The sequence below is a fragment of the Flavobacterium branchiicola genome (genome assembly GCF_018383905.1).
GTDB lineage: Bacteria > Bacteroidota > Bacteroidia > Flavobacteriales > Flavobacteriaceae > Flavobacterium > Flavobacterium branchiicola.
In genome coordinates, this window is the sequence record NZ_JAGYWA010000006.1 from 109,426 (window position 1) to 129,098 (window position 19,673).

Annotated in this window: 18 protein-coding genes; 17 read left to right on the plus strand and 1 reads right to left on the minus strand. The window is 32.1% G+C overall.

Annotation, left to right across the window (positions count from 1 at the left end; all coding sequences use genetic code 11):
• Nucleotides 1-9: 9 nt before the first annotated feature.
• The 7 genes from KHA98_RS15735 (at nucleotide 10) to ctlX (ending at nucleotide 7,719) form a co-directional block, all read left to right on the plus strand.
• Nucleotides 10-1,002 carry a DNA-directed RNA polymerase subunit alpha gene (locus KHA98_RS15735; RefSeq protein ID WP_026109818.1) on the plus strand — a complete coding sequence of 331 codons (993 nt, stop codon included), beginning with the start codon at nucleotides 10-12 and terminating at the stop codon, nucleotides 1,000-1,002.
• A gap of 62 nt (nucleotides 1,003-1,064) precedes the next feature.
• On the plus strand, nucleotides 1,065-1,553 hold the full coding sequence (gene rplQ / locus KHA98_RS15740; RefSeq protein ID WP_213258856.1) for a 50S ribosomal protein L17: 489 nt from the start codon (nucleotides 1,065-1,067) through the stop codon (nucleotides 1,551-1,553).
• A gap of 245 nt (nucleotides 1,554-1,798) precedes the next feature.
• Nucleotides 1,799-2,917: a glutamine-hydrolyzing carbamoyl-phosphate synthase small subunit gene (gene carA, locus KHA98_RS15745; RefSeq protein ID WP_213258857.1), complete on the plus strand. Its 1,119-nt coding sequence runs from the start codon at nucleotides 1,799-1,801 to the stop codon at nucleotides 2,915-2,917.
• Between the two features lie 102 nt (nucleotides 2,918-3,019).
• Entirely contained in the window at nucleotides 3,020-4,312 is a 1,293-nt protein-coding gene (eno, locus tag KHA98_RS15750; RefSeq protein ID WP_213258858.1) for a phosphopyruvate hydratase, read from the plus strand.
• A 154-nt stretch (nucleotides 4,313-4,466) separates the two neighbouring features.
• Nucleotides 4,467-5,744: a citrate synthase gene (locus tag KHA98_RS15755; protein ID WP_213258859.1), complete on the plus strand. Its 1,278-nt coding sequence runs from the start codon at nucleotides 4,467-4,469 to the stop codon at nucleotides 5,742-5,744.
• Nucleotides 5,745-5,808: 64 nt separating this feature from the next.
• On the plus strand, nucleotides 5,809-6,723 hold the full coding sequence (locus tag KHA98_RS15760; RefSeq protein WP_213258860.1) for a dimethylarginine dimethylaminohydrolase family protein: 915 nt from the start codon (nucleotides 5,809-5,811) through the stop codon (nucleotides 6,721-6,723).
• Between the two features lie 60 nt (nucleotides 6,724-6,783).
• Nucleotides 6,784-7,719, plus strand: a complete 936-nt coding sequence (ctlX, locus tag KHA98_RS15765) for a citrulline utilization hydrolase CtlX (protein ID WP_213258861.1) — start codon at nucleotides 6,784-6,786, stop codon at nucleotides 7,717-7,719.
• Nucleotides 7,720-7,799: 80 nt separating this feature from the next.
• Here the strand turns inward: ctlX and KHA98_RS15770 are convergent, their stop codons facing one another.
• Nucleotides 7,800-8,426, minus strand: coding sequence for a MarC family NAAT transporter (locus KHA98_RS15770; protein ID WP_213258862.1), 627 nt, complete (start codon nucleotides 8,424-8,426; stop codon nucleotides 7,800-7,802).
• Between the two features lie 152 nt (nucleotides 8,427-8,578).
• Between KHA98_RS15770 and KHA98_RS15775 the strand changes: the two genes are divergently transcribed.
• The 10 genes from KHA98_RS15775 to rfbB all read left to right on the plus strand — a co-directional run bounded on the left by KHA98_RS15775 (nucleotide 8,579) and on the right by rfbB (nucleotide 19,635).
• The gene (locus KHA98_RS15775; RefSeq protein WP_213258863.1) at nucleotides 8,579-8,944 is read left to right on the plus strand and encodes a CoA-binding protein; all 366 of its coding nucleotides are present in this window, start codon (nucleotides 8,579-8,581) and stop codon (nucleotides 8,942-8,944) included.
• Nucleotides 8,945-9,103: 159 nt separating this feature from the next.
• Nucleotides 9,104-9,724, plus strand: coding sequence for a recombination mediator RecR (gene recR / locus KHA98_RS15780; protein ID WP_213258864.1), 621 nt, complete (start codon nucleotides 9,104-9,106; stop codon nucleotides 9,722-9,724).
• A gap of 72 nt (nucleotides 9,725-9,796) precedes the next feature.
• Complete coding sequence (locus KHA98_RS15785; RefSeq protein ID WP_213258865.1) at nucleotides 9,797-10,591, plus strand: polysaccharide biosynthesis/export family protein; 795 nt, start codon at nucleotides 9,797-9,799, stop codon at nucleotides 10,589-10,591.
• Nucleotides 10,592-10,606: 15 nt separating this feature from the next.
• On the plus strand, nucleotides 10,607-13,048 hold the full coding sequence (locus KHA98_RS15790; protein ID WP_213258866.1) for a polysaccharide biosynthesis tyrosine autokinase: 2,442 nt from the start codon (nucleotides 10,607-10,609) through the stop codon (nucleotides 13,046-13,048).
• A gap of 6 nt (nucleotides 13,049-13,054) precedes the next feature.
• Nucleotides 13,055-14,038, plus strand: coding sequence for an SDR family oxidoreductase (locus tag KHA98_RS15795; protein WP_213258867.1), 984 nt, complete (start codon nucleotides 13,055-13,057; stop codon nucleotides 14,036-14,038).
• A gap of 27 nt (nucleotides 14,039-14,065) precedes the next feature.
• Nucleotides 14,066-15,457 (plus strand): UDP-glucose 6-dehydrogenase, encoded by a 1,392-nt coding sequence (locus KHA98_RS15800; protein ID WP_213258868.1) that lies wholly within the window; start codon nucleotides 14,066-14,068, stop codon nucleotides 15,455-15,457.
• Between the two features lie 39 nt (nucleotides 15,458-15,496).
• The gene (locus KHA98_RS15805) at nucleotides 15,497-15,961 is read left to right on the plus strand and encodes a UpxY family transcription antiterminator (protein WP_213258869.1); all 465 of its coding nucleotides are present in this window, start codon (nucleotides 15,497-15,499) and stop codon (nucleotides 15,959-15,961) included.
• Nucleotides 15,962-16,257: 296 nt separating this feature from the next.
• Nucleotides 16,258-17,541, plus strand: coding sequence for a nucleotide sugar dehydrogenase (locus tag KHA98_RS15810; RefSeq protein ID WP_213258870.1), 1,284 nt, complete (start codon nucleotides 16,258-16,260; stop codon nucleotides 17,539-17,541).
• 28 nt (nucleotides 17,542-17,569) lie between these two features.
• The gene (locus KHA98_RS15815; RefSeq protein WP_213258871.1) at nucleotides 17,570-18,577 is read left to right on the plus strand and encodes a mannose-1-phosphate guanylyltransferase; all 1,008 of its coding nucleotides are present in this window, start codon (nucleotides 17,570-17,572) and stop codon (nucleotides 18,575-18,577) included.
• Between the two features lie 11 nt (nucleotides 18,578-18,588).
• The gene (gene rfbB, locus KHA98_RS15820; protein WP_213258872.1) at nucleotides 18,589-19,635 is read left to right on the plus strand and encodes a dTDP-glucose 4,6-dehydratase; all 1,047 of its coding nucleotides are present in this window, start codon (nucleotides 18,589-18,591) and stop codon (nucleotides 19,633-19,635) included.
• Nucleotides 19,636-19,673 lie beyond the last annotated feature (38 nt).

The window sequence follows — 19,673 nt, forward strand, 5'->3', positions numbered from 1 at the left end:
TCGAAATTTATGGCAATATTTAATTTTCAAAAGCCCGATAAAGTTATCATGATCGATTCAACCGATTTTGAAGGTAAATTCGAATTTAGACCTTTAGAACCTGGTTATGGATTGACTGTTGGTAATGCACTTAGAAGAGTTTTGCTTTCAGCATTAGAAGGTTATGCAATTACATCGGTTCGTATCGAGGGTGTAGATCATGAGTTTTCTACTATTTCAGGTGTTGTTGAAGATGTTACCGAAATTATCCTTAATCTTAAACAAGTACGTTTCAAACGTCAGATTGAAGATATCGATAATGAAGCAGTTACAATTTCTGTTTCTGGTAAAGATCAGTTAACAGCAGGTGATTTCCAGAAATTTATTTCAGGTTTTCAAGTTCTGAACCCAGATCTTGTTATCTGTAATTTAGATTCTAAAATCAAATTGAACTTCGATTTAACAATCGAAAAAGGTAGAGGATACGTTCCTGCTGAGGAGAACAAAAAACAAAATGCAGCAATTGGTACTATTTTTACAGATTCTATTTTTACTCCGGTAAAAAATGTAAAATATGCAATTGAAAACTTCCGTGTTGAACAAAAAACGGATTACGAAAAATTAGTTTTTGAAATTAAAACTGATGGATCTATTAATCCTAAAGATGCTCTTACTGAGGCTGCTAAAGTTTTAATTCACCACTTCATGTTATTTTCTGACGAAAGAATTACACTCGAGGCTGACGAAATTGCACAAACAGAATCGTATGATGAAGAGTCATTGCATATGAGACAATTGCTTAAAACTAAGCTTGTTGATATGGATTTATCTGTTAGAGCATTAAATTGCTTGAAAGCGGCTGAAGTTGATACACTTGGTGATTTAGTATCGTTCAATAAAAATGACCTGATGAAATTCCGTAATTTCGGTAAAAAATCTTTAACTGAACTTGATGAACTTGTTGCAGTGAAGAATTTAACTTTCGGAATGGATTTAGCTAAATACAAATTAGATAAAGAATAATTTACTTCATATTTTGCTCTCCATAGTGGATTGTAGCAAGATGAAGATAAAAAAAACACGTCATGAGACACGGAAAAAAATTCAACCACTTAAGCAGACAGACTGGACATAGAAAAGCTATGTTGGCTAATATGGCTTGTTCTCTTATTGAGCACAAACGTATTAACACTACTGTTGCTAAAGCTAAAGCGCTTAAACAATTTGTTGAGCCTTTAATTACAAAATCAAAAGAGGATACGACTCACAACCGTCGTATTGTTTTTGCTTACTTACGTAGTAAATATGCTGTAACTGACTTGTTCAGAGATGTAGCTGCTAAAGTTGGTGACCGTCCAGGTGGATACACTCGTATCATTAAAGTTGGAAATCGTTTGGGAGATAATGCTGATATGGCAATGATCGAACTTGTAGATTTCAATGAACTTTACAATGGTGGTAAAAAAGAAGTTAAAAAAGCAAAAAGCCGTCGTGGTAGTAAAGCTAAAAAAGCGGAAGGTACTCCTGAAGCTCCAGCAGCTGAAGCAGAAACGACTACTGAAGCTTCTGAATAATTATGAAAGTAATGATTCTATAGAAATCAAGGATAAGCTAATTTTTAGTTTATCCTTTTTTTTTGATTTTTTTGAAAGATATCAAAATCTAACTTATTTAAACTGTTAGGTTTAATTTTTACCAATGAAATTTTTAAAAAATCTTGGAGGCACTCTTTTAAAGAAGTAAATTTGCAAAAAAATCTAATTACAATTGAAGCGAGTCTGACTGGTTTCACAGATTATAAAAACAATACAATTAAAGAATGAAATACACAACACGACAAAGCGCCATTTTATTACTAAGTGATGGAACTATTTTTCACGGAAAATCTATCGGAATTACCGGTAAGACTTTTGGTGAAGTTTGTTTTAATACTGGAATGACGGGATATCAGGAAATATTTACAGATCCTTCGTATTTTGGTCAAATTATGGTTGCTACTAATGCACACATTGGAAATTACGGAGTTAATGATTTAGAGATTGAATCTGATAGCATTAAAATTGCTGGTTTGGTTTGTAAAAACTTTAGTTTTAACTATTCTCGTGAAATGGCTTCCGGAAGTTTGGAAGATTATTTTACAAAGCAGAATTTAATCTGTATTTCTGATGTTGATACGCGTGCGCTTGTTAGCTATATTCGCGATAATGGAGCTATGAATGCTGTTATTTGTACTGACGGTACTTCTATTGAAGATTTGAAAAAAGAATTGGCTAATGTGCCAAACATGGAAGGTTTAGAGTTGGCTTCAAAAGTATCGACTACTGAGCCTTATTTTTTTGGGGATGAAAATGCTAGATATAAAGTTTCGGCTTTGGATCTAGGAATTAAAAAGAATATCTTAAGAAATCTTGCCAAAAGAGATTGTTACATTAAGGTGTTTCCATATAATTCGACTTACAAAGATTTAGCAGAATTCAATCCAGATGGTTATTTCTTATCAAACGGTCCTGGAGATCCAGATCCGCTTTTTGGTGCTATCGAAGTTGCAAAAGATATTCTGGCAAATGATAAGCCTTTGTTTGGAATTTGTCTGGGACATCAGGTAATTGCTTTGGCAAATGGTGTTCAGACTTATAAAATGTTTAATGGACATAGAGGGATCAATCACCCTGTGAAAAACATTATAACTGGAAGAGGGGAAATTACTTCGCAAAATCATGGCTTTGCTGTAAACAAAGAACAGCTAGATAATCATCCGGAATTAGAAATTACACATTTACATTTGAATGATGGAACAGTTGCCGGAATGCGTATGAAAAATAAAAATTGCTTTTCTGTACAATATCATCCGGAAGCAAGTCCCGGACCACATGATTCGTCTTATTTGTTCGATCAGTTTGTAGAGAATATAAAACTATCTATCGCTAAAACGATGTAGTTAATAAATAAAGGTGTTTAATGTATTAAATAGGTTTTAAGTATTAAATATTTTTATAATTTCGAAAAAAAAATATAATTTACTAATAAAAAAACAAAAATAATGAGTATTATAATTAAAGTTCACGCAAGACAAATTCTTGATTCTAGAGGTAATCCTACTATTGAAGTTGATGTAGTAACTGAAAATGGAGTTTTAGGAAGAGCTGCTGTTCCATCTGGAGCATCAACTGGAGAGCACGAAGCTGTTGAATTACGTGACGGAGGTAAAGCTTATCTTGGAAAAGGAGTTTTGAATGCAGTGAACAATGTAAATACTGTTATTGCTGAAGAATTAGTTGGAACTTCTGTTTTCGAACAAAATACAATTGATCAATTAATGATTGATTTAGATGGAACTCCAAATAAATCTAAATTAGGAGCAAATGCTATTTTAGGAGTTTCTTTGGCTGCTGCAAAAGCTGCTGCTAATGAACTTGGATTGCCATTATACAGATATGTAGGAGGTGTTTCTGCAAATACATTGCCTGTTCCGATGATGAATATCATCAATGGTGGTTCTCACTCTGATGCGCCTATCGCATTCCAGGAATTCATGATTTTCCCTGTAAAAGCGACTTCTTTTACACATGCTATGCAAATGGGTACTGAAATTTTCCACAGCCTGAAAAAAGTTTTACACGACAGAGGTTTAAGTACAGCTGTTGGTGATGAAGGAGGTTTTGCTCCAAACTTAGCCGGAGGTACTGAAGATGCTTTAGATACTATCAAATTAGCAGTTGAAAAAGCTGGATATAGTTTTGGTGACGAAATCATGATCGCTCTTGATTGTGCTGCTTCTGAATTTTATGTAAATGGTAAATACGATTATACTAAGTTTGAAGGTGAAACTGGTAAAATCAGAACTTCTGAAGAGCAAGCAGATTATTTAGCTGAACTTGCGGCTAAATATCCAATTATCTCTATCGAAGATGGTATGTATGAAGATGACTGGAACGGATGGAAATACTTAACTGAAAAAATTGGAAATAAAGTGCAGTTAGTAGGTGATGATTTATTTGTTACTAATGTTGAGCGTTTATCTACGGGTATCGAAAAAGGAATTGCAAATTCAATTTTAGTAAAAGTAAACCAAATTGGTACTTTAACAGAAACGATTGCTGCTGTAAATATGGCTAAAAATGCAGGTTATACTTCAGTGATGTCTCACCGTTCAGGAGAGACAGAAGATAATACAATTGCAGATCTAGCGGTAGCTTTAAACTGTGGGCAAATCAAAACTGGTTCTGCTTCTCGTTCTGATCGTATGGCAAAATACAATCAATTATTAAGAATTGAAGAAGAACTTGGAAGTACTGCTTACTTCCCTGGATTAAATGCTTTCAAAATTAAATAATTGTAAGATATACATTGAATTTAAACCATTCGCCTTTGCGGATGGTTTTTTTTTGGACTTTTAACAAATTCATAGCAGTATTCTTTTTTTAGTTAGTCTTAAATTCCTTAGATTTGATAAATTATTATTTTATAGAATTATTCCCGATTATATTATGTCAAAAATAGCTACACTAGAAGTAGATGGCAAAAAAATTGAACTTCCGGTTATCACAGGAAGCGAAAATGAATCTGCTATCGATATTAACAAATTACGTGATTTAACAGGTTTTATTACAATTGATCCTGGATATAAAAATTCTGGATCTTGTACAAGTGAAATCACTTTCTTAGACGGAGAACTTGGAATTTTGCGTTACAGAGGGTACTCAATTGAAGATTTGGCTGAGAAAGCTAGTTTCTTAGAAGTATCTTATCTTTTAATTTTTGGAGAATTACCTACAGTTGCTGAATTAGAGCAATTTGAAAATGGTATTAAAAAACATTCTTTGGTAAACGAAGAAATGAAAAATATCATTGATGGTTTCCCTAAAACGGCACACCCGATGGGAGTGTTATCTGCTTTAACAAGTGCATTAACTGCCTTTAATCCTAAAGCGGTAAATGTTGATAATGAAAAAGAAATGTACGAAGCTATTTGTAAAACAATGGCTAAATTTCTTGTAATTGCAACATGGACCTACAGAAAATCTATGGGTTATCCATTGAATTATTATGATAATACAAAAGGATATGTAGAAAGTTTTATGCAATTGATGTTTAAATTGCCTACCGGGCCATATGCAGCAAATCCTGTAATTGTTAATGCTTTAGATAAATTATTCATTCTTCATGCGGATCATGAGCAAAACTGTTCTACTTCGACAGTTAGAATGGTAGGTTCTTCACATGCAGGTTTATTTGCTTCTGTTTCTGCAGGAGTTTCGGCACTTTGGGGGCCACTTCACGGTGGTGCTAATCAAGCTGTACTTGAGATGCTTGAAGAAATTAACAAAGACGGTGGTGATACAGATAAATTTTTAGCAAAAGCAAAAGATAAAAACGATCCTTTCCGTTTAATGGGCTTCGGTCATAGAGTGTATAAAAACTTTGATCCAAGAGCAAAAATCATCAAAAAAGCAGCTACAGAAGTATTAGAAACTTTAGGTGTTGAAGATCCAATTTTAGATATTGCAAGAAAATTAGAAAAAGCAGCACTTGAAGATGAGTATTTCAAATCAAGAAACTTATATCCAAATGTGGATTTCTATTCTGGGATTATTTACAGAGCATTAGGAATTCCAACTGATATGTTTACTGTAATGTTTGCTATTGGTAGATTACCGGGTTGGATCGCACAATGGAAAGAAATGCGTGAAAATAAAGAGCCAATAGGAAGGCCAAGACAAATTTATACTGGGCATCCATTGAGAGACTTTAAGTCTAACAAATAAAAAAAATTAAAGCTTCACTTAACTGTGAAGCTTTTTTTATCTTTGTTCAAAATATAATAAAGTTATGTTGCAATTAAATATAAAGAACGAAACTTCCAGACTGCGTGCTGTTGTCTTGGGTTCTGCAGTTCATAATGGGCCAACTCCTTCTTTAGATGAAGCCTACGATCCTAAATCATTGGAACATATAAAAGCAGGAACCTATCCGATCGAAAAAGATATGGTTGCAGAAATGGATGCTTTTAATGCCGTTTTTCAAAAATACGATGTTAAAGTATATCGTCCGGAAATGATTGAAAATTATAATCAAATTTTTGCAAGAGATATCGGTTTTGTTATAGATGATACGTTTGTAAAATCTAATATATTACCAGATCGTGAGCGTGAACTTGATGCAATTCAGTACGTAATAGATCAAATGGATCCGTTAAAAGTAGTTCGTCCACCAGAAGAAGTTCATATCGAAGGAGGAGATGTAATGCTTTGGAATGATCATATTTTTATTGGAACTTATAAAGGAAGCGACTATAAAGATTATATTACCGCACGAACGAATATGCACGGTGTAAAATATATTAAAGAATTATTCCCAAATAAAATTGTTAAGGAGTTTGATTTGGTTAAATCTAAATTGGAAGCTCGTGATAATGCATTACATCTTGATTGTTGCTTTCAGCCAGTTGGAAAAAATAAAGGGATTATATATAAAAGAGGTTTTCGGGAGGAAGCGGATTATACTTATTTGGTAAATCTTTTTGGAAAGGAAAATTTGTTTCATATCGAAAGAGACGAAATGTATAATATGTTTTCAAATGTGTTTTCCATAGATGAAAATGTAGTGGTTTCAGAGAAAAACTTTACTCGATTAAACAATTGGCTTCGCGCAAATGGATTTGTTGTTGAAGAAATTCCGTATGCGGAGATTGCAAAACAAGAAGGTTTATTGAGATGTTCAACTTTACCTTTGATTAGAGACTAAAAAAGATGATTTCAGGTTTTAGTTGTTAAAATTAAAAACTTGATGCAAATAATATAGAATATGAGACAAACAACAAATGCAATTGTAATGATTCGGCCTGTTGCTTTCAGAATGAATGAACAGACAGCTGTAAATAATTATTATCAAAAAGTTTTAGATGGTTTATTGCCAAGTACAGTAAATGCAAAAGCACAACAGGAATTCGATGTTTTTGTAGAAAAACTTAGAACGGTTGGGGTTGATGTTACTGTAATCGAGGATAATTTGGAAACAGATACACCAGATAGTATATTTCCAAATAACTGGGTTTCTTTTCATGAAAATGGAGATGTAGCACTTTATCCTATGTTTGCTGAAAATCGTCGTCAGGAACGTCGCGAAGATATTTTGGATACTTTGGAAGAAAAAGGTTTTGAGATTTCAAATATAATGGATTATACATCAGCAGAAGATGATGGGTATTTTCTTGAAGGAACTGGAAGCTTGCTTTTAGACAGAGAAAATGCAAAAGCATATTGTGCATTGTCTCCTCGTGCAGATGAAGAACTATTTATTGAGTTTTGTGAAGATTTTGATTATGCTCCAGTAATATTTGAGGCTTTCCAAACGGTGAATGGTGAACGCAAGTTAATTTATCATACAAATGTTATGATGTGCCTAGGTGAAACTTTTGCGGTTATCTGTGCAGATTGTATAGATGATAAAAAAGAACGTAAAATGGTTTTGGAAAATTTAAAAGATGATAAGAAAGAAGTTATTCTGATAAGTGAAGATCAGGTAAATAATTTTGCTGGTAATATGCTGGAAGTTCGAGGAACTAATGATAAGAGATATATCGTTATGAGTGCTTCAGCTCATCAAAGTCTGACTGCGAAACAAATTGAACAGTTAGAAAAACATGCAGAAATTTTGAGTTCAAGTTTAGATACTATCGAAGCTTGCGGCGGTGGTAGTGCAAGATGTATGATGGCAGAGGTTTTTTTACCAAGGAGCTAAGTCAAGAAATTTTAAAAATAAAAGGGATAAAGTTACAATGTAATTTTATCCCTTTTATTTTTTACTAATAACTATTAGTATTAAAAATTTCCTTTTATAATATTTACAATTGCACTTACTATATATTGAATTCCAATAGAAATAACTATGAAACCAACTATCCTGGAAATTGCCACAATTCCGGATGCTCCTAATATTCGTGCTAAATAATGAGCGCTTTTTAAGATGGCAAAAATAGCTACGGCAATTGCAAAAATGGCTAAGCTTGAAATCGCAATTTCTTCCATTTGATGATGTTCTTGGTAGAAAGCAATCAATAAAGAAATTGATCCAGGGCCAGCCAACATTGGAATCGCTAATGGAGTTAATGCGATATCATTTCTTTGTTGAGCTTCATTTTCTATCTTTTTATTAATTCCTCGTTTTTTATTGAATTTACCAGATAATAAAGAAAATCCGGAATTTACAATTACAATTCCGCCGGCAATTCGCAGGGCATCAATGCTTATTCCGAAAAAAGTTAAAACATATTGTCCTATAAAAAAGGAGACTATTAAAATGATGAAAACATTTATGGCTGTCCAAAGTGAAATTCTTGAACGTTCCTTTTGAGAATCATGTTGCGTTAGTCCAACAAAAATTGGAACAGTGCCTATTGGGTTTAAAACAGAAAAAAGTGCGGCAAATAAATAAATGAATAAATCCATATTGTTTTGGTTAGTAAAGTAAAAATAATCAAATTTTAGTACTTCAGAACATATTGGTATTAAGTTATTATCTTTTTTTGCTAGTAATTCTAAATCAATATCATAGAGTTTGCTCGGACTTTTTCATTACTTTTGCGCTAGATATTGAAAAAATGAAAAACAAAAAAACTTTAGTTCTTGGTGCTACCACAAAGCCAGAACGTTACGCTTTCAGAGCAATTAATATGTTAGTTCAAAAAGGGCATACAGTTTTGGCAATCGGTCAGAATAGTGGTGAAGTTGCAGGTGTAAAAATTCATACTAAAGCTATACCTGTTAAAAATATAGATACTGTTACATTGTATTTAAATCCTGCTCGTCAGCGAGATTACTATAATTATATTATTGAAGCACAACCTAAAAGAGTTGTTTTTAATCCGGGGACTGAAAATCCGGAATTGTATCAATTATTAGAACTAAATAATATTAAAGCCGAAGTTGCTTGTACATTGGTTTTATTGGCTACAAATCAGTATTAGTTTTTTAGATATATTTCACTCCATTGAATTATTTAATTTGAAAGAATCGTATTGCATAAATATGAGGATTCTTGGCTAATATGATTTCTATTATAAACAAGCATTGAATTTACTTGTCTCTAAGATGGCTGAACCATTAAAAGTGTTATTTTTGTTGCCATGGAATTTTCATCAAAATTAATAGAGAAAGCAGTCAATGAAATGTCGCAGTTGCCTGGAATTGGGAAGCGTACGGCATTGCGACTGGTTCTTCATTTGCTTAAACAACCAAAAGAACAAACCGGTTTTTTGTCTCAGGCATTATTAAATATGCGTGAGAATATTAAATTTTGTGAAAGTTGTCATAATATTTCAGATACCAAAATGTGTGAGATCTGCGCCAATGAAGGAAGAAATCATCAGACAATATGTGTGGTTGAGGATATTCGGGATGTTATGGCTATTGAAAATACTGGACAATATAAGGGGATATATCATGTTTTAGGGGGTAAAATTTCGCCTATTGAAGGTGTAGGTCCAAGTCAGTTGAATATTTCAAGTTTGGTTGGAAAAGTCAAATCTGGAAAAGTAGTCGAAATTATTTTTGCTCTTAGCTCAACAATGGAAGGAGACACGACAAACTTTTATATTTACAAACAAATTGCCGAGTCGGAAATTGTAATTTCTACAATTGCAAGAGGAATATCTGTAGGAGATGAGCTGGAATATGCTGATGAAGTAACTCTTGGCAGAAGTATTATACATAGAGTTCCATTTGAAAAAACATTCAAAAATAATTAACTAAAACCCCAATAAAATATAGATTTTTTAAAGATTAAAGGAAAAACTATATTTGCCGATAAAATTGAAATAATGACAAAAAAAAGCATTTATATTCTACTATTAATTAGCTCATTTTTTACCTCATGTATTCCCATTAAAGATTTGGTATACTTACAGGATAAGAATTCAACAGGAGAGCAAAATACAGTTGCAGCAGTAGAGTCTAAACCGTATAGATTGCAGGTTAATGATGTTTTAAGCGTTAATATAAAAGCAATAGATCCTAAGCTGGTATCTATTTTCAGCAAAACAGAAAGTGCCACATCAGCAACAGGTAGATCTGAGGCTGCCCTATACTTTGACGGATTTACAGTAGATGATCATGGGAATATCAGAATGCCAATTTTAGGTGAGATAAACGTTATTGGTTATACTCTTGAAGAAGTGAGAGGTATGATTGAGAAAAAACTGCTTGAAGAATACTTTAAGAGTGAAGCAAATATTTTTGTTACGGTTAAATTAGCAGGTTTTAGATATACTATAAATGGAGAAGTTGGTAATACAGGTACTAAAACATTGTTTCAGGAACATGTAAATATTATGGAGGCGATTGCTAATTCGGGAGATATTACTACAGTTGGAAATAGGAAAGCTGTGACGGTGATACGACAAACTCCTACAGGAGTGCAAATGCATGAAATAGATCTGACAGATGCTAACGTAATGAAATCACCTTATTATTATTTACAGCCAAATGATTATATTTATGTGAAACCATTAAGGCAAAAAACTTGGGGAACAGGTCAGACTGGTATACAGTCTATAGGCACAATAATTACATTGTTATCTCTTGCGACAACTGTTTATCTAATTATCAAAAATTAAAGCTAAGATATAAAGATGTTAGATATAAAAGATTTTTCCATTTTTGAAAATCATTCCAATTTTGATTTTAAAGGGTTCTTACTAAAAATTGCCAGTTATTGGAAATGGTTTTTAGTTAGTTTAATTATTGCATTTGTTATTGCATATCAGGTTAACGTTCGTAAAGAGAAAATTTATGGAATGGAAACTGTTATTTCTATTAAAGAAGAAAGCAATCCTTTTTTTACTTCTAATACAAGTTTGGTTTTTAATTGGGGCGGAATCTCTGATCAAGTGACAGGTATTTCTACAATACTACAATCCAGATCTCATAATGAACAAGTAGTTAATAAGTTGCAGTATTATATTGATTATCTCACTCAAGGAAAATACAATTTAGTAGATTCTTACGGTGCTGTTCCGTTTTATGTTAATATAGATAAGACGAAAGGACAATTAGCAAATACCTTAATTAAAATTAAATTTTTAAGTCCAGACGAGTATGAAATTCGTATACCGTTTGAAAGTAATTCAGTATCAATAGTAAATTATTCTGAAAATACTTATTCTAGTACGGCGGTTCAGCCAGTAGAATACATTAAAAGATTTAAAGTTGGCCAACAAGTTTCTATACCTTTTTTAAATTGGAAATTGGAAATAAAAGAAAATCCCGGGTTCTATGTTGGGAATGAATATTTTGTTCAATTTAATGATTTTGACGGTACTGTTTCTCGTTACAAAGGAATAAGTATTGATGCTGATGACAAAGGAGGTTCTATTTTAACTTTGGGAATGCACGGGACTAATAAAGCAAGGTTGGTTGAATATTTGAATTCGACAGTTAAAATGTTAATCAAAATTCAGTTAGATGGAAAAAATCAATTTGCCAATAATACCATAAGATTTATAGATAGTACCCTTGTTGCAATGGAATCGCAATTAAAGCAGACTGGAAATGAACTTAAAACTTTTAGAAAAGATAAAAATATCTATGAAATTGAAGGAGGAGGAGCAAAGGTTTCTGATAAGATAATGGATTTTGATCTTCAAAAGGATCAGGTTACAAGGAAAATCACATATTATAATTCTTTAAAAGCTTATCTGAGCAATAGTGTTGATTATTCGCGCTTACCAGCACCATCTGTTGCGGGAATTGAAGATCCAAATATAGTGGCTAATGTGTCAAAGCTTATTGAGCTTTCTGCACAAAGATCAGAAATGAGTTATGCTGTTAAAAGTGAGAAAATTTTCAAAGATTTCGATAGCCAAATGCAAGCAGTAAAGAGCGTTTTGTTGGAAAATATTGCTTCAGCAAAATCTTCCTTATTGTATGATTTGTCATTGGTAAATGCTAAAATTGGAGAGGCTGAAAGTACAGTTAGAAGATTGCCGGAAGAACAACAGGAATTATTGAAAATCAAGCGAAAATATGATCTAAATGATAATATTTATACAGAGTTTCTTCAAAAACGTAATGAAGCCGAAATTGTTAAAGCGTCGAATTTATCAGATATTCATTTTATTGATCCTGCAAAAGATATTGGCGGGGGCTTAATTGGTCCCAAAACTTCGGTTAATTACATACTGGCATTGTTTTTAGGCATACTGATTCCTCTATTAGTTGTTTTTGGAATTTTCTTTATCAATAATTCAGTTCAAAATGCTGATGATATTAGTAAAGTAAGTCAGATACCATTAATCGGAGTCATTGGAGTTAATAAGGATGCTAAAAGCTTAGCGGTTTTTGATAAACCAAAATCAGCGTTGTCAGAAGCTTTTAGAGGAATACGCTCATCTTTACAATTTCTGTATAAAAAACAGCAGGTTAATGGTACAAAAACGTTAATGATTACTTCGTCTATAAGTGGAGAAGGTAAAACATTTTGCTCTATTAATATTGCAACAGTTTTTGCTCTGAGTGAAAAGAAAACTGTGATTGTTGGATTGGATTTGAGAAAACCCAGATTAGCTGATGAGTTTGGCTTAACTACTCAAACTGGAGTTGTAAATTATTTAATTAAGCAAAATAGTTTATCAGAAATTATAAGCTCAACAAAAGTGCCAAATTTAGATGTTATTCTTTCCGGGCCAATACCGCCAAATCCTTCAGAATTAATTTTGAGTGACGCGATGAAAGAATTAATTGATGAATTAAAGCAAAAGTACGATTATATTATTTTAGATACCCCGCCAGTAGGTTTAGTGTCTGATGCTTTAGAGTTGGCACAATATGCAGATGTTACCTTGTATATTGTTAGACAAAACTATACTAAAAAAGATATGATTACGTTGTTGAACACAAGAATCAAAAGGGGGGAATTAAATAATGCTAGTATAGTTTTGAATGGGTATGAGAATAAAGCAAAATACGGATCTGGCTACGGTTATGGTTATGGAGCTTATTCAAACGGGTATCATGATGAAGTAGAGAAATCAAGTTTTGTAAAAACTATTTATAAAAGATTATTAAAAAAATAATTTCAGATGCAAACATTTACTCGAAATACTATTTTAATAACAGGAGGAGCAGGATTTATAGGTTCGAATTTATGTGAATATTTTTTAGATAAAGGCCATAAAGTTATCTGTCTGGATAATTTCTCGACAGGTTATCATGAAAATTTAAAAGATTTTTTAGAGAATCCAAATTTTAAATTAATCGAGGGAGATATACGAAGTTTGGAAGACTGTAAATTAGCGGTTGAAGGAGTTGATTATGTTCTGCATCAGGCTGCATTAGGTTCTGTTCCAAGATCTATAAATGATCCGATTACTACTAATGATGTAAATGTTTCTGGTTTTTTAAATATGCTGATGGCTTCACGTGATGCGAGAATAAAAAGATTTATATATGCAGCAAGTTCTTCTACGTATGGAGATTCTGAAGGGTTGCCAAAAGTAGAAGATGTGATTGGGAAACCATTGTCTCCATATGCTATCACAAAATATGTAAACGAATTATATGCAGAGATTTTTGGAAAAACGTATGGTTTTGAAACTATTGGATTACGCTATTTTAATGTTTTTGGGAGAAAACAAAACCCTAATGGGGCTTATGCAGCAGTAATTCCAAAATTTGTTACACAATTAATGAATTATGAAAGTCCGGTAATAAATGGAGACGGGAATTATTCCAGAGATTTTACCTATATAGACAATGTGATTCAGATGAATGAATTGGCAATGAAATGTCAAAAGCCAGAAGCAGTCAATACAGTTTATAATACTGCTTTTGGAGATCGTAATACTTTGAATGATTTGGTTCAATATCTTAAAGAATATTTGTCTGAATATGATTCAAAAATTGCAGATGTGCCGATTATTCATGGTGATAATAGAATTGGAGATATTCCTCATTCTTTAGCAAGTATTGATAAGGCGAAAAAAATATTAGATTACAATCCGAAATACTCTTTGAAAGAAGGGTTAAGAGAGGCTGTAAATTGGTATTGGGATAATTTAAAATAAAGTATAGATTACATAATATAAAGTTAAATGGAAATTACAAAAATTTGTTGCATTGGTGCAGGTTATGTTGGAGGTCCAACTATGGCAGTAATTGCTCAAAAATGTCCAAATATTCAAGTTACAGTTGTTGATTTGAACGAACAAAGAATTAAAGATTGGAATGATCCAAATACAGATAATATTCCAATTTATGAGCCAGGACTTGCAGAAATAGTCGCTGAAGCAAGAGGTAGAAATCTTTTCTTTTCTACAGAAGTTGAAAAAGCAATTGATGAAGCTCAGGTGATTTTTATATCTGTAAATACGCCAACTAAAACCTATGGTAAAGGAAAAGGAATGGCTGCAGATCTAAAGTATATTGAATTATGTGCAAGACAGATTGCTAAGGTTGCAAAACAAAATAAAATTGTTGTTGAAAAATCTACTTTGCCAGTTCGAACTGCTGAAGCTATCAAAAGTATATTAGATAATACAGGAAATGGAGTTCAATTTCAAATTTTATCAAATCCGGAATTCTTGGCAGAAGGCACCGCAGTAACTGATTTATTAAATCCTGATCGGATTTTAATTGGAGGTGATACAACGCCAGAAGGACAGGATGCAATAAATGCTTTAGTTAATGTGTATGCAAATTGGGTAGATAAATCTAAGATTTTAACAACTAATGTTTGGTCATCAGAATTGTCAAAATTAACAGCAAATGCTTTCTTAGCTCAACGAATTTCATCTATAAATGCAATGTCTGAATTATGTGAAAAGACAGGTGCAGATGTTAATGAAGTAGCAAAAGCAATTGGGATGGATTCACGAATTGGTTCAAAATTTTTAAAAGCATCAGTTGGTTTTGGTGGATCATGTTTTCAAAAGGATATTCTGAATTTAGTATACATAGCTAAATCATATGGATTAAATGAAGTTGCAGATTATTGGGAGCAGGTGATTATAATGAACGATCATCAAAAAAGAAGGTTTTCTAATAAAATTGTTCAGACTTTATATAATACAGTTGCCGATAAGAAAATTGCATTTTTAGGATGGGCTTTCAAAAAAGACACAAATGATACTCGAGAATCTGCTGCTATTTATGTTGCGGATGATTTGATTAATGAACAGGCTAAAATTTCGGTCTATGACCCAAAAGTTTCGAGAAATAAAATGTTGAGCGATTTGGATTATTTGCAAACGAGGTCTGTTGAAGAAAACAGCAAAGCATTGTCAATATTTGAAGATGCTTATAAAGCATGCGAAGGAGCTCATGCAATTGCAATTCTGACAGAATGGGATGAGTTTACAACTTACGATTGGCAAAAAATATATGATTCGATGCATAAGCCTGCGTTCCTTTTTGATGGAAGGAATATTCTGAATGCCAAGGAAGTGGAGTCAATAGGTTTTATATATAAAGGAATAGGTTCTTAGTTGTGATTTTAATGTTTTGTTTCAATTAAAAGAAAGATTATGAATTGGTACGTAATATACACAAAGCCTAAATGGGAAAAGAAGGTTGCTGAAAAACTAAATCAAGCAGGCATTGAATGTTATTGTCCATTAATTACTCAGGTAAAGCAATGGTCAGATCGTAAGAAAAAAATTGAAGTTCCTTTGTTTAATTCTTATGTTTTTGTTCAGTTAAATGATACTGATCGTAATAGTGTTTTTGAAGTTGCAGGAGTTATAAGGTATTTGTTTTGGTTAGGGAAACCTGCTATAGTAAAAGATGAAGAAATTAGTATTATTAAATCTAGCCTGTCATCACCTAATATTAGTGAAGTATCGGTTGCAACAATTCAAGTTGGAGATAAGATAAAATTGGAATCGGGAGTATTTAGTAACCAAGAGGCAATAGTACAGGAAGTTTCAAAGACACATTATATTCTAATACTAGAATCGTTAGGTTGTGTCTTGAAAATTAAATATAAATAATTCGTTTTAAAGATAAAATAAATAGGAAACAGGAAATAAAATCTTATTTTTTAGGTTTTATTTCCTGTTTTCTATTGTTATTGCAGATTTATTTGGACTATAATTTGCGGATTACTACTGTATTAAAGGGTTTTGTTATTTTCTTTAATGCTTTAAGGTAAACCGTATTGAATAAGTAGAAGTAATACCTTATATTTGCGCAAAATTGAACTTTTAATATCTGTGTTACATTTATGTGACACAGAGAGGCGAAGCTGTGAATTGTGATGAACGAAATTAGTAAAAAAGAGAGTAAAATGGGTAACGATATTAAAATTGCCGTTATAGGTTTAGGTTATGTTGGTTTGCCTTTAGCTAGATTATTTGCTACAAAATATCCTGTTGTAGGTTTTGATATAAATGAGTCAAGAATAAAAAGTTTAAATTCTGGTTTCGATAGTACATTAGAAGTTGATAGTGAGACTTTAAAAAAAGTATTGGTTAATAGTTCAAATACTGAAAGAGGCTTATATTGTTCAAATTCTTTAGAAGATATTTCAGAATGTAATTATTTTATAATAACAGTTCCTACTCCTGTAGATAAAAATAATCGTCCAGATTTAACACCTTTATATAAATCAAGTGAATCAGTTGGTAAAATATTAAAAAAGGGTGATATTGTTATTTATGAATCTACAGTATATCCTGGAGTAACAGAAGAGCAATGTGTTCCTGTTTTAGAAAAAATTTCAGGACTTGTTTTTAATGAAGATTTTTTTGCGGGATACTCACCTGAGAGAATAAATCCAGGAGATAAAGAGCATACAGTAGAGAAAATTTTAAAAGTTACATCTGGCTCAACTCCTGATATTGGAATTAAGGTTGATGCCTTGTATAAATCAGTTATTACAGCCGGAACTCATCTGGCACCATCTATAAAAGTTGCAGAAGCAGCTAAAGTGATAGAGAACTCTCAACGAGATATAAATATTGCTTTTGTAAATGAGTTAGCGAAGATATTTAATCTAATGAATATTGATACTCAGGAAGTACTAGCGGCTGCAGCAACAAAATGGAATTTTTTACCTTTTAAGCCAGGTTTAGTTGGCGGACACTGTATTGGTGTTGATCCTTATTATTTGGCCCAAAGAGCACAGGAATTTGGATATCACCCTGAAATAATTTTAGCCGGACGACGTTTAAATGACAGTATGGGAGAATATATTGCCTCTCAAGTTGTCAAATTAATGATCAAAAAAGGAATTTCCGTTAATGGAGCTAAGCTATTAATGCTTGGTATCACATTTAAAGAAAATTGCCCTGATGTAAGAAATACTAAAATTGTTGATGTAATTAAAGCATTAGCAGAGTATGGTATATCAGTTACAATTTATGATCCTTTAGCAAATGTTGAAGAAGTGAAAGAAGAATATGAATTGACAACAATCAATTCAGTTCCAAAAGAAAAATTCGATGCAATTGTATTAGGAGTTGCACATGCTGAGTTTTTTAATTTAAATTTTTCAGAGTTGCAAAACGATAATAGTTTATTATATGATGTAAAAGGAGTGCTGGGAGCTATAGCTGATAACAGATTATAGTAGGTAAACCTTTTTTTATTTAAAGATAATGAGTACAGAAAAAACAATTACACATGTAATTTTAACAGGTGGAGTAGGAAGTAGATTATGGCCCCTTTCTCGCAAGAGTCAACCAAAACAATATTTAGAAATATTTGAGGATAAATCTTTATTTGAGATGACTGTTGATCGTAATAGTCATTTAGCAAATAAGGTGATGGTTGTGGGGAATGTTGATAATCATCATTTAAGTGAAAAAGTGATGAAAAAGTCTGAAACAGAATATATAAATATTGTTGAAGCGACTCCCAGAAATACTGCTGCGGCAATTGCATTTGCTGCATTTGCATCAAAAACAGACGATATATTAATAGTAACACCATCTGATCATATTATAGATTTGATGGAAAATTATAATAACGCTATTGATGAAGCAATTTCAAAAGCTGAAGATGGTTTTATTGTGACATTTGGAGTTATTCCAACCAAGCCGGAAACTGGATATGGTTATATTGAATCAAAAGGAGATCAAGTAATTTCATTTCGTGAAAAACCGAATGAAACTACTGCGAAAGATTTTATTTCAAGAGGCAATTTTTTATGGAATAGTGGTATGTTTTGTTTCAAAGCCGGAGTTCTTTTAGACGAATTGAAGCAATTTCAACCTGACGTTTATGAGAAGTCTAAGATTGTTTGGGAATCGAGTAAAAATGGATTTTTAGATCTTGATTTGTCATTAGAAATTCCATCGATTAGTATTGATTACGCTGTGATGGAACGCAGTAAGAAAATAAAAGTAGTTCCCGCAGCTTTTTCATGGTCAGATTTAGGTTCTTTTGAGTCAGTTTATGATTATCTGATTTCTAAAAATCATCCTATTGATAAGAATGGGAATATGGTTATAGGTTGTGATAAGCATACTACATTTTTAGGATTAAAGAATACTATTTTTGTATATACTGAATCGGCAAATTTAATCCTGCATAAGGAAAATTCACAAGAAGTAAAGGATATTTATAGTGAATTAGAAAAGCAAAAATCTGATTTGTTAAATTAATTGAAAGTAAAATGAAAAAAATTCTTATAACTGGTGGTGCTGGTTTTATTGGATCGCATGTAGTAAGACGTTTTGTAAATAAATATCCTGAATATCAAATATTCAATTTAGATACATTAACGTATGCAGGTAATTTAGAAAACATTAAGGATATTGAAAATAATTCTAATTATACTTTTGTAAAAGGCGATATAGTTGATGAGGAATTTATAAATAAACTCTTTGCAGAACATAACTTTCAAGGAGTTTTACATTTAGCAGCAGAATCTCATGTTGACCGTTCTATAGAAGATCCTTTGGCATTTGTAAAAACGAATGTTATTGGAACTATGAATTTGTTAAATGCAGCTAAAGATCAATGGAAAGATAATTTTGAAGGAAAAAGATTTTACCATATTAGTACAGATGAAGTTTATGGTTCATTAGGTGCGGAAGGATTATTTACTGAAACGACTTCTTATGATCCTAATTCTCCTTATTCGGCTTCAAAAGCCAGTTCTGATCATTTTGTGAGGGCATATGGCGAAACTTATGGTTTACCATATGTGTTAACTAATTGTTCAAACAATTATGGATCATTTCATTTCCCTGAAAAATTAATTCCTCTTTTTATTAATAATATCATTAATAATAAACCTTTGCCAGTTTATGGAGATGGAAATTATACAAGGGATTGGCTTTTTGTTGAAGACCATGCCATTGCAATAGATTTAGTTTTTCATGAAGGAAAAAATCATGAAACATATAATATTGGAGGGTTCAACGAATGGAAAAATATTGATTTGGTAAAATTATTATGCCAAATTATGGATGGAAAATTAGGAAGAGAAAGTGGAACTTCAGCAGAATTGATTACATATGTAAAAGACAGACCAGGTCATGATTTACGTTATGCAATTGATGCTTCAAAAATTAATAGAGAATTAGGATGGAAACCATCTGTTACTTTTGAAGAAGGCTTAGAAAGAACAATAAATTGGTATTTGAATAACGAAGAATGGTTACAAAACGTAACATCTGGTTCTTATAAAGATTATTATCAAAAACAATATTCATAAAAATTTCAAACACTCTTTATACCAAATTTCATGGTTAA

Bases quoted from the DNA above. Each gene is read 5' to 3' on its own strand.
- KHA98_RS15810 (WP_213258870.1), top strand. From the start codon at position 16,258: ATGGGTAACGATATTAAAATTGCCGTTATAGGTTTAGGTTATGTTGGT.
- KHA98_RS15785 (WP_213258865.1), top strand. From the start codon at position 9,797: ATGACAAAAAAAAGCATTTATATTCTACTATTAATTAGCTCATTTTTT.
- KHA98_RS15760 (WP_213258860.1), top strand. From the start codon at position 5,809: ATGTTGCAATTAAATATAAAGAACGAAACTTCCAGACTGCGTGCTGTT.
- KHA98_RS15805 (WP_213258869.1), top strand. From the start codon at position 15,497: ATGAATTGGTACGTAATATACACAAAGCCTAAATGGGAAAAGAAGGTT.
- KHA98_RS15790 (WP_213258866.1), top strand. From the start codon at position 10,607: ATGTTAGATATAAAAGATTTTTCCATTTTTGAAAATCATTCCAATTTT.
- KHA98_RS15735 (WP_026109818.1), top strand. From the start codon at position 10: ATGGCAATATTTAATTTTCAAAAGCCCGATAAAGTTATCATGATCGAT.
- KHA98_RS15770 (WP_213258862.1), bottom strand. From the start codon at position 8,426: ATGGATTTATTCATTTATTTATTTGCCGCACTTTTTTCTGTTTTAAAC.
- ctlX (WP_213258861.1), top strand. From the start codon at position 6,784: ATGAGACAAACAACAAATGCAATTGTAATGATTCGGCCTGTTGCTTTC.
- KHA98_RS15775 (WP_213258863.1), top strand. From the start codon at position 8,579: ATGAAAAACAAAAAAACTTTAGTTCTTGGTGCTACCACAAAGCCAGAA.
- KHA98_RS15815 (WP_213258871.1), top strand. From the start codon at position 17,570: ATGAGTACAGAAAAAACAATTACACATGTAATTTTAACAGGTGGAGTA.
- KHA98_RS15795 (WP_213258867.1), top strand. From the start codon at position 13,055: ATGCAAACATTTACTCGAAATACTATTTTAATAACAGGAGGAGCAGGA.
- rfbB (WP_213258872.1), top strand. From the start codon at position 18,589: ATGAAAAAAATTCTTATAACTGGTGGTGCTGGTTTTATTGGATCGCAT.
- rplQ (WP_213258856.1), top strand. From the start codon at position 1,065: ATGAGACACGGAAAAAAATTCAACCACTTAAGCAGACAGACTGGACAT.
- KHA98_RS15800 (WP_213258868.1), top strand. From the start codon at position 14,066: ATGGAAATTACAAAAATTTGTTGCATTGGTGCAGGTTATGTTGGAGGT.
- recR (WP_213258864.1), top strand. From the start codon at position 9,104: ATGGAATTTTCATCAAAATTAATAGAGAAAGCAGTCAATGAAATGTCG.
- KHA98_RS15755 (WP_213258859.1), top strand. From the start codon at position 4,467: ATGTCAAAAATAGCTACACTAGAAGTAGATGGCAAAAAAATTGAACTT.
- carA (WP_213258857.1), top strand. From the start codon at position 1,799: ATGAAATACACAACACGACAAAGCGCCATTTTATTACTAAGTGATGGA.
- eno (WP_213258858.1), top strand. From the start codon at position 3,020: ATGAGTATTATAATTAAAGTTCACGCAAGACAAATTCTTGATTCTAGA.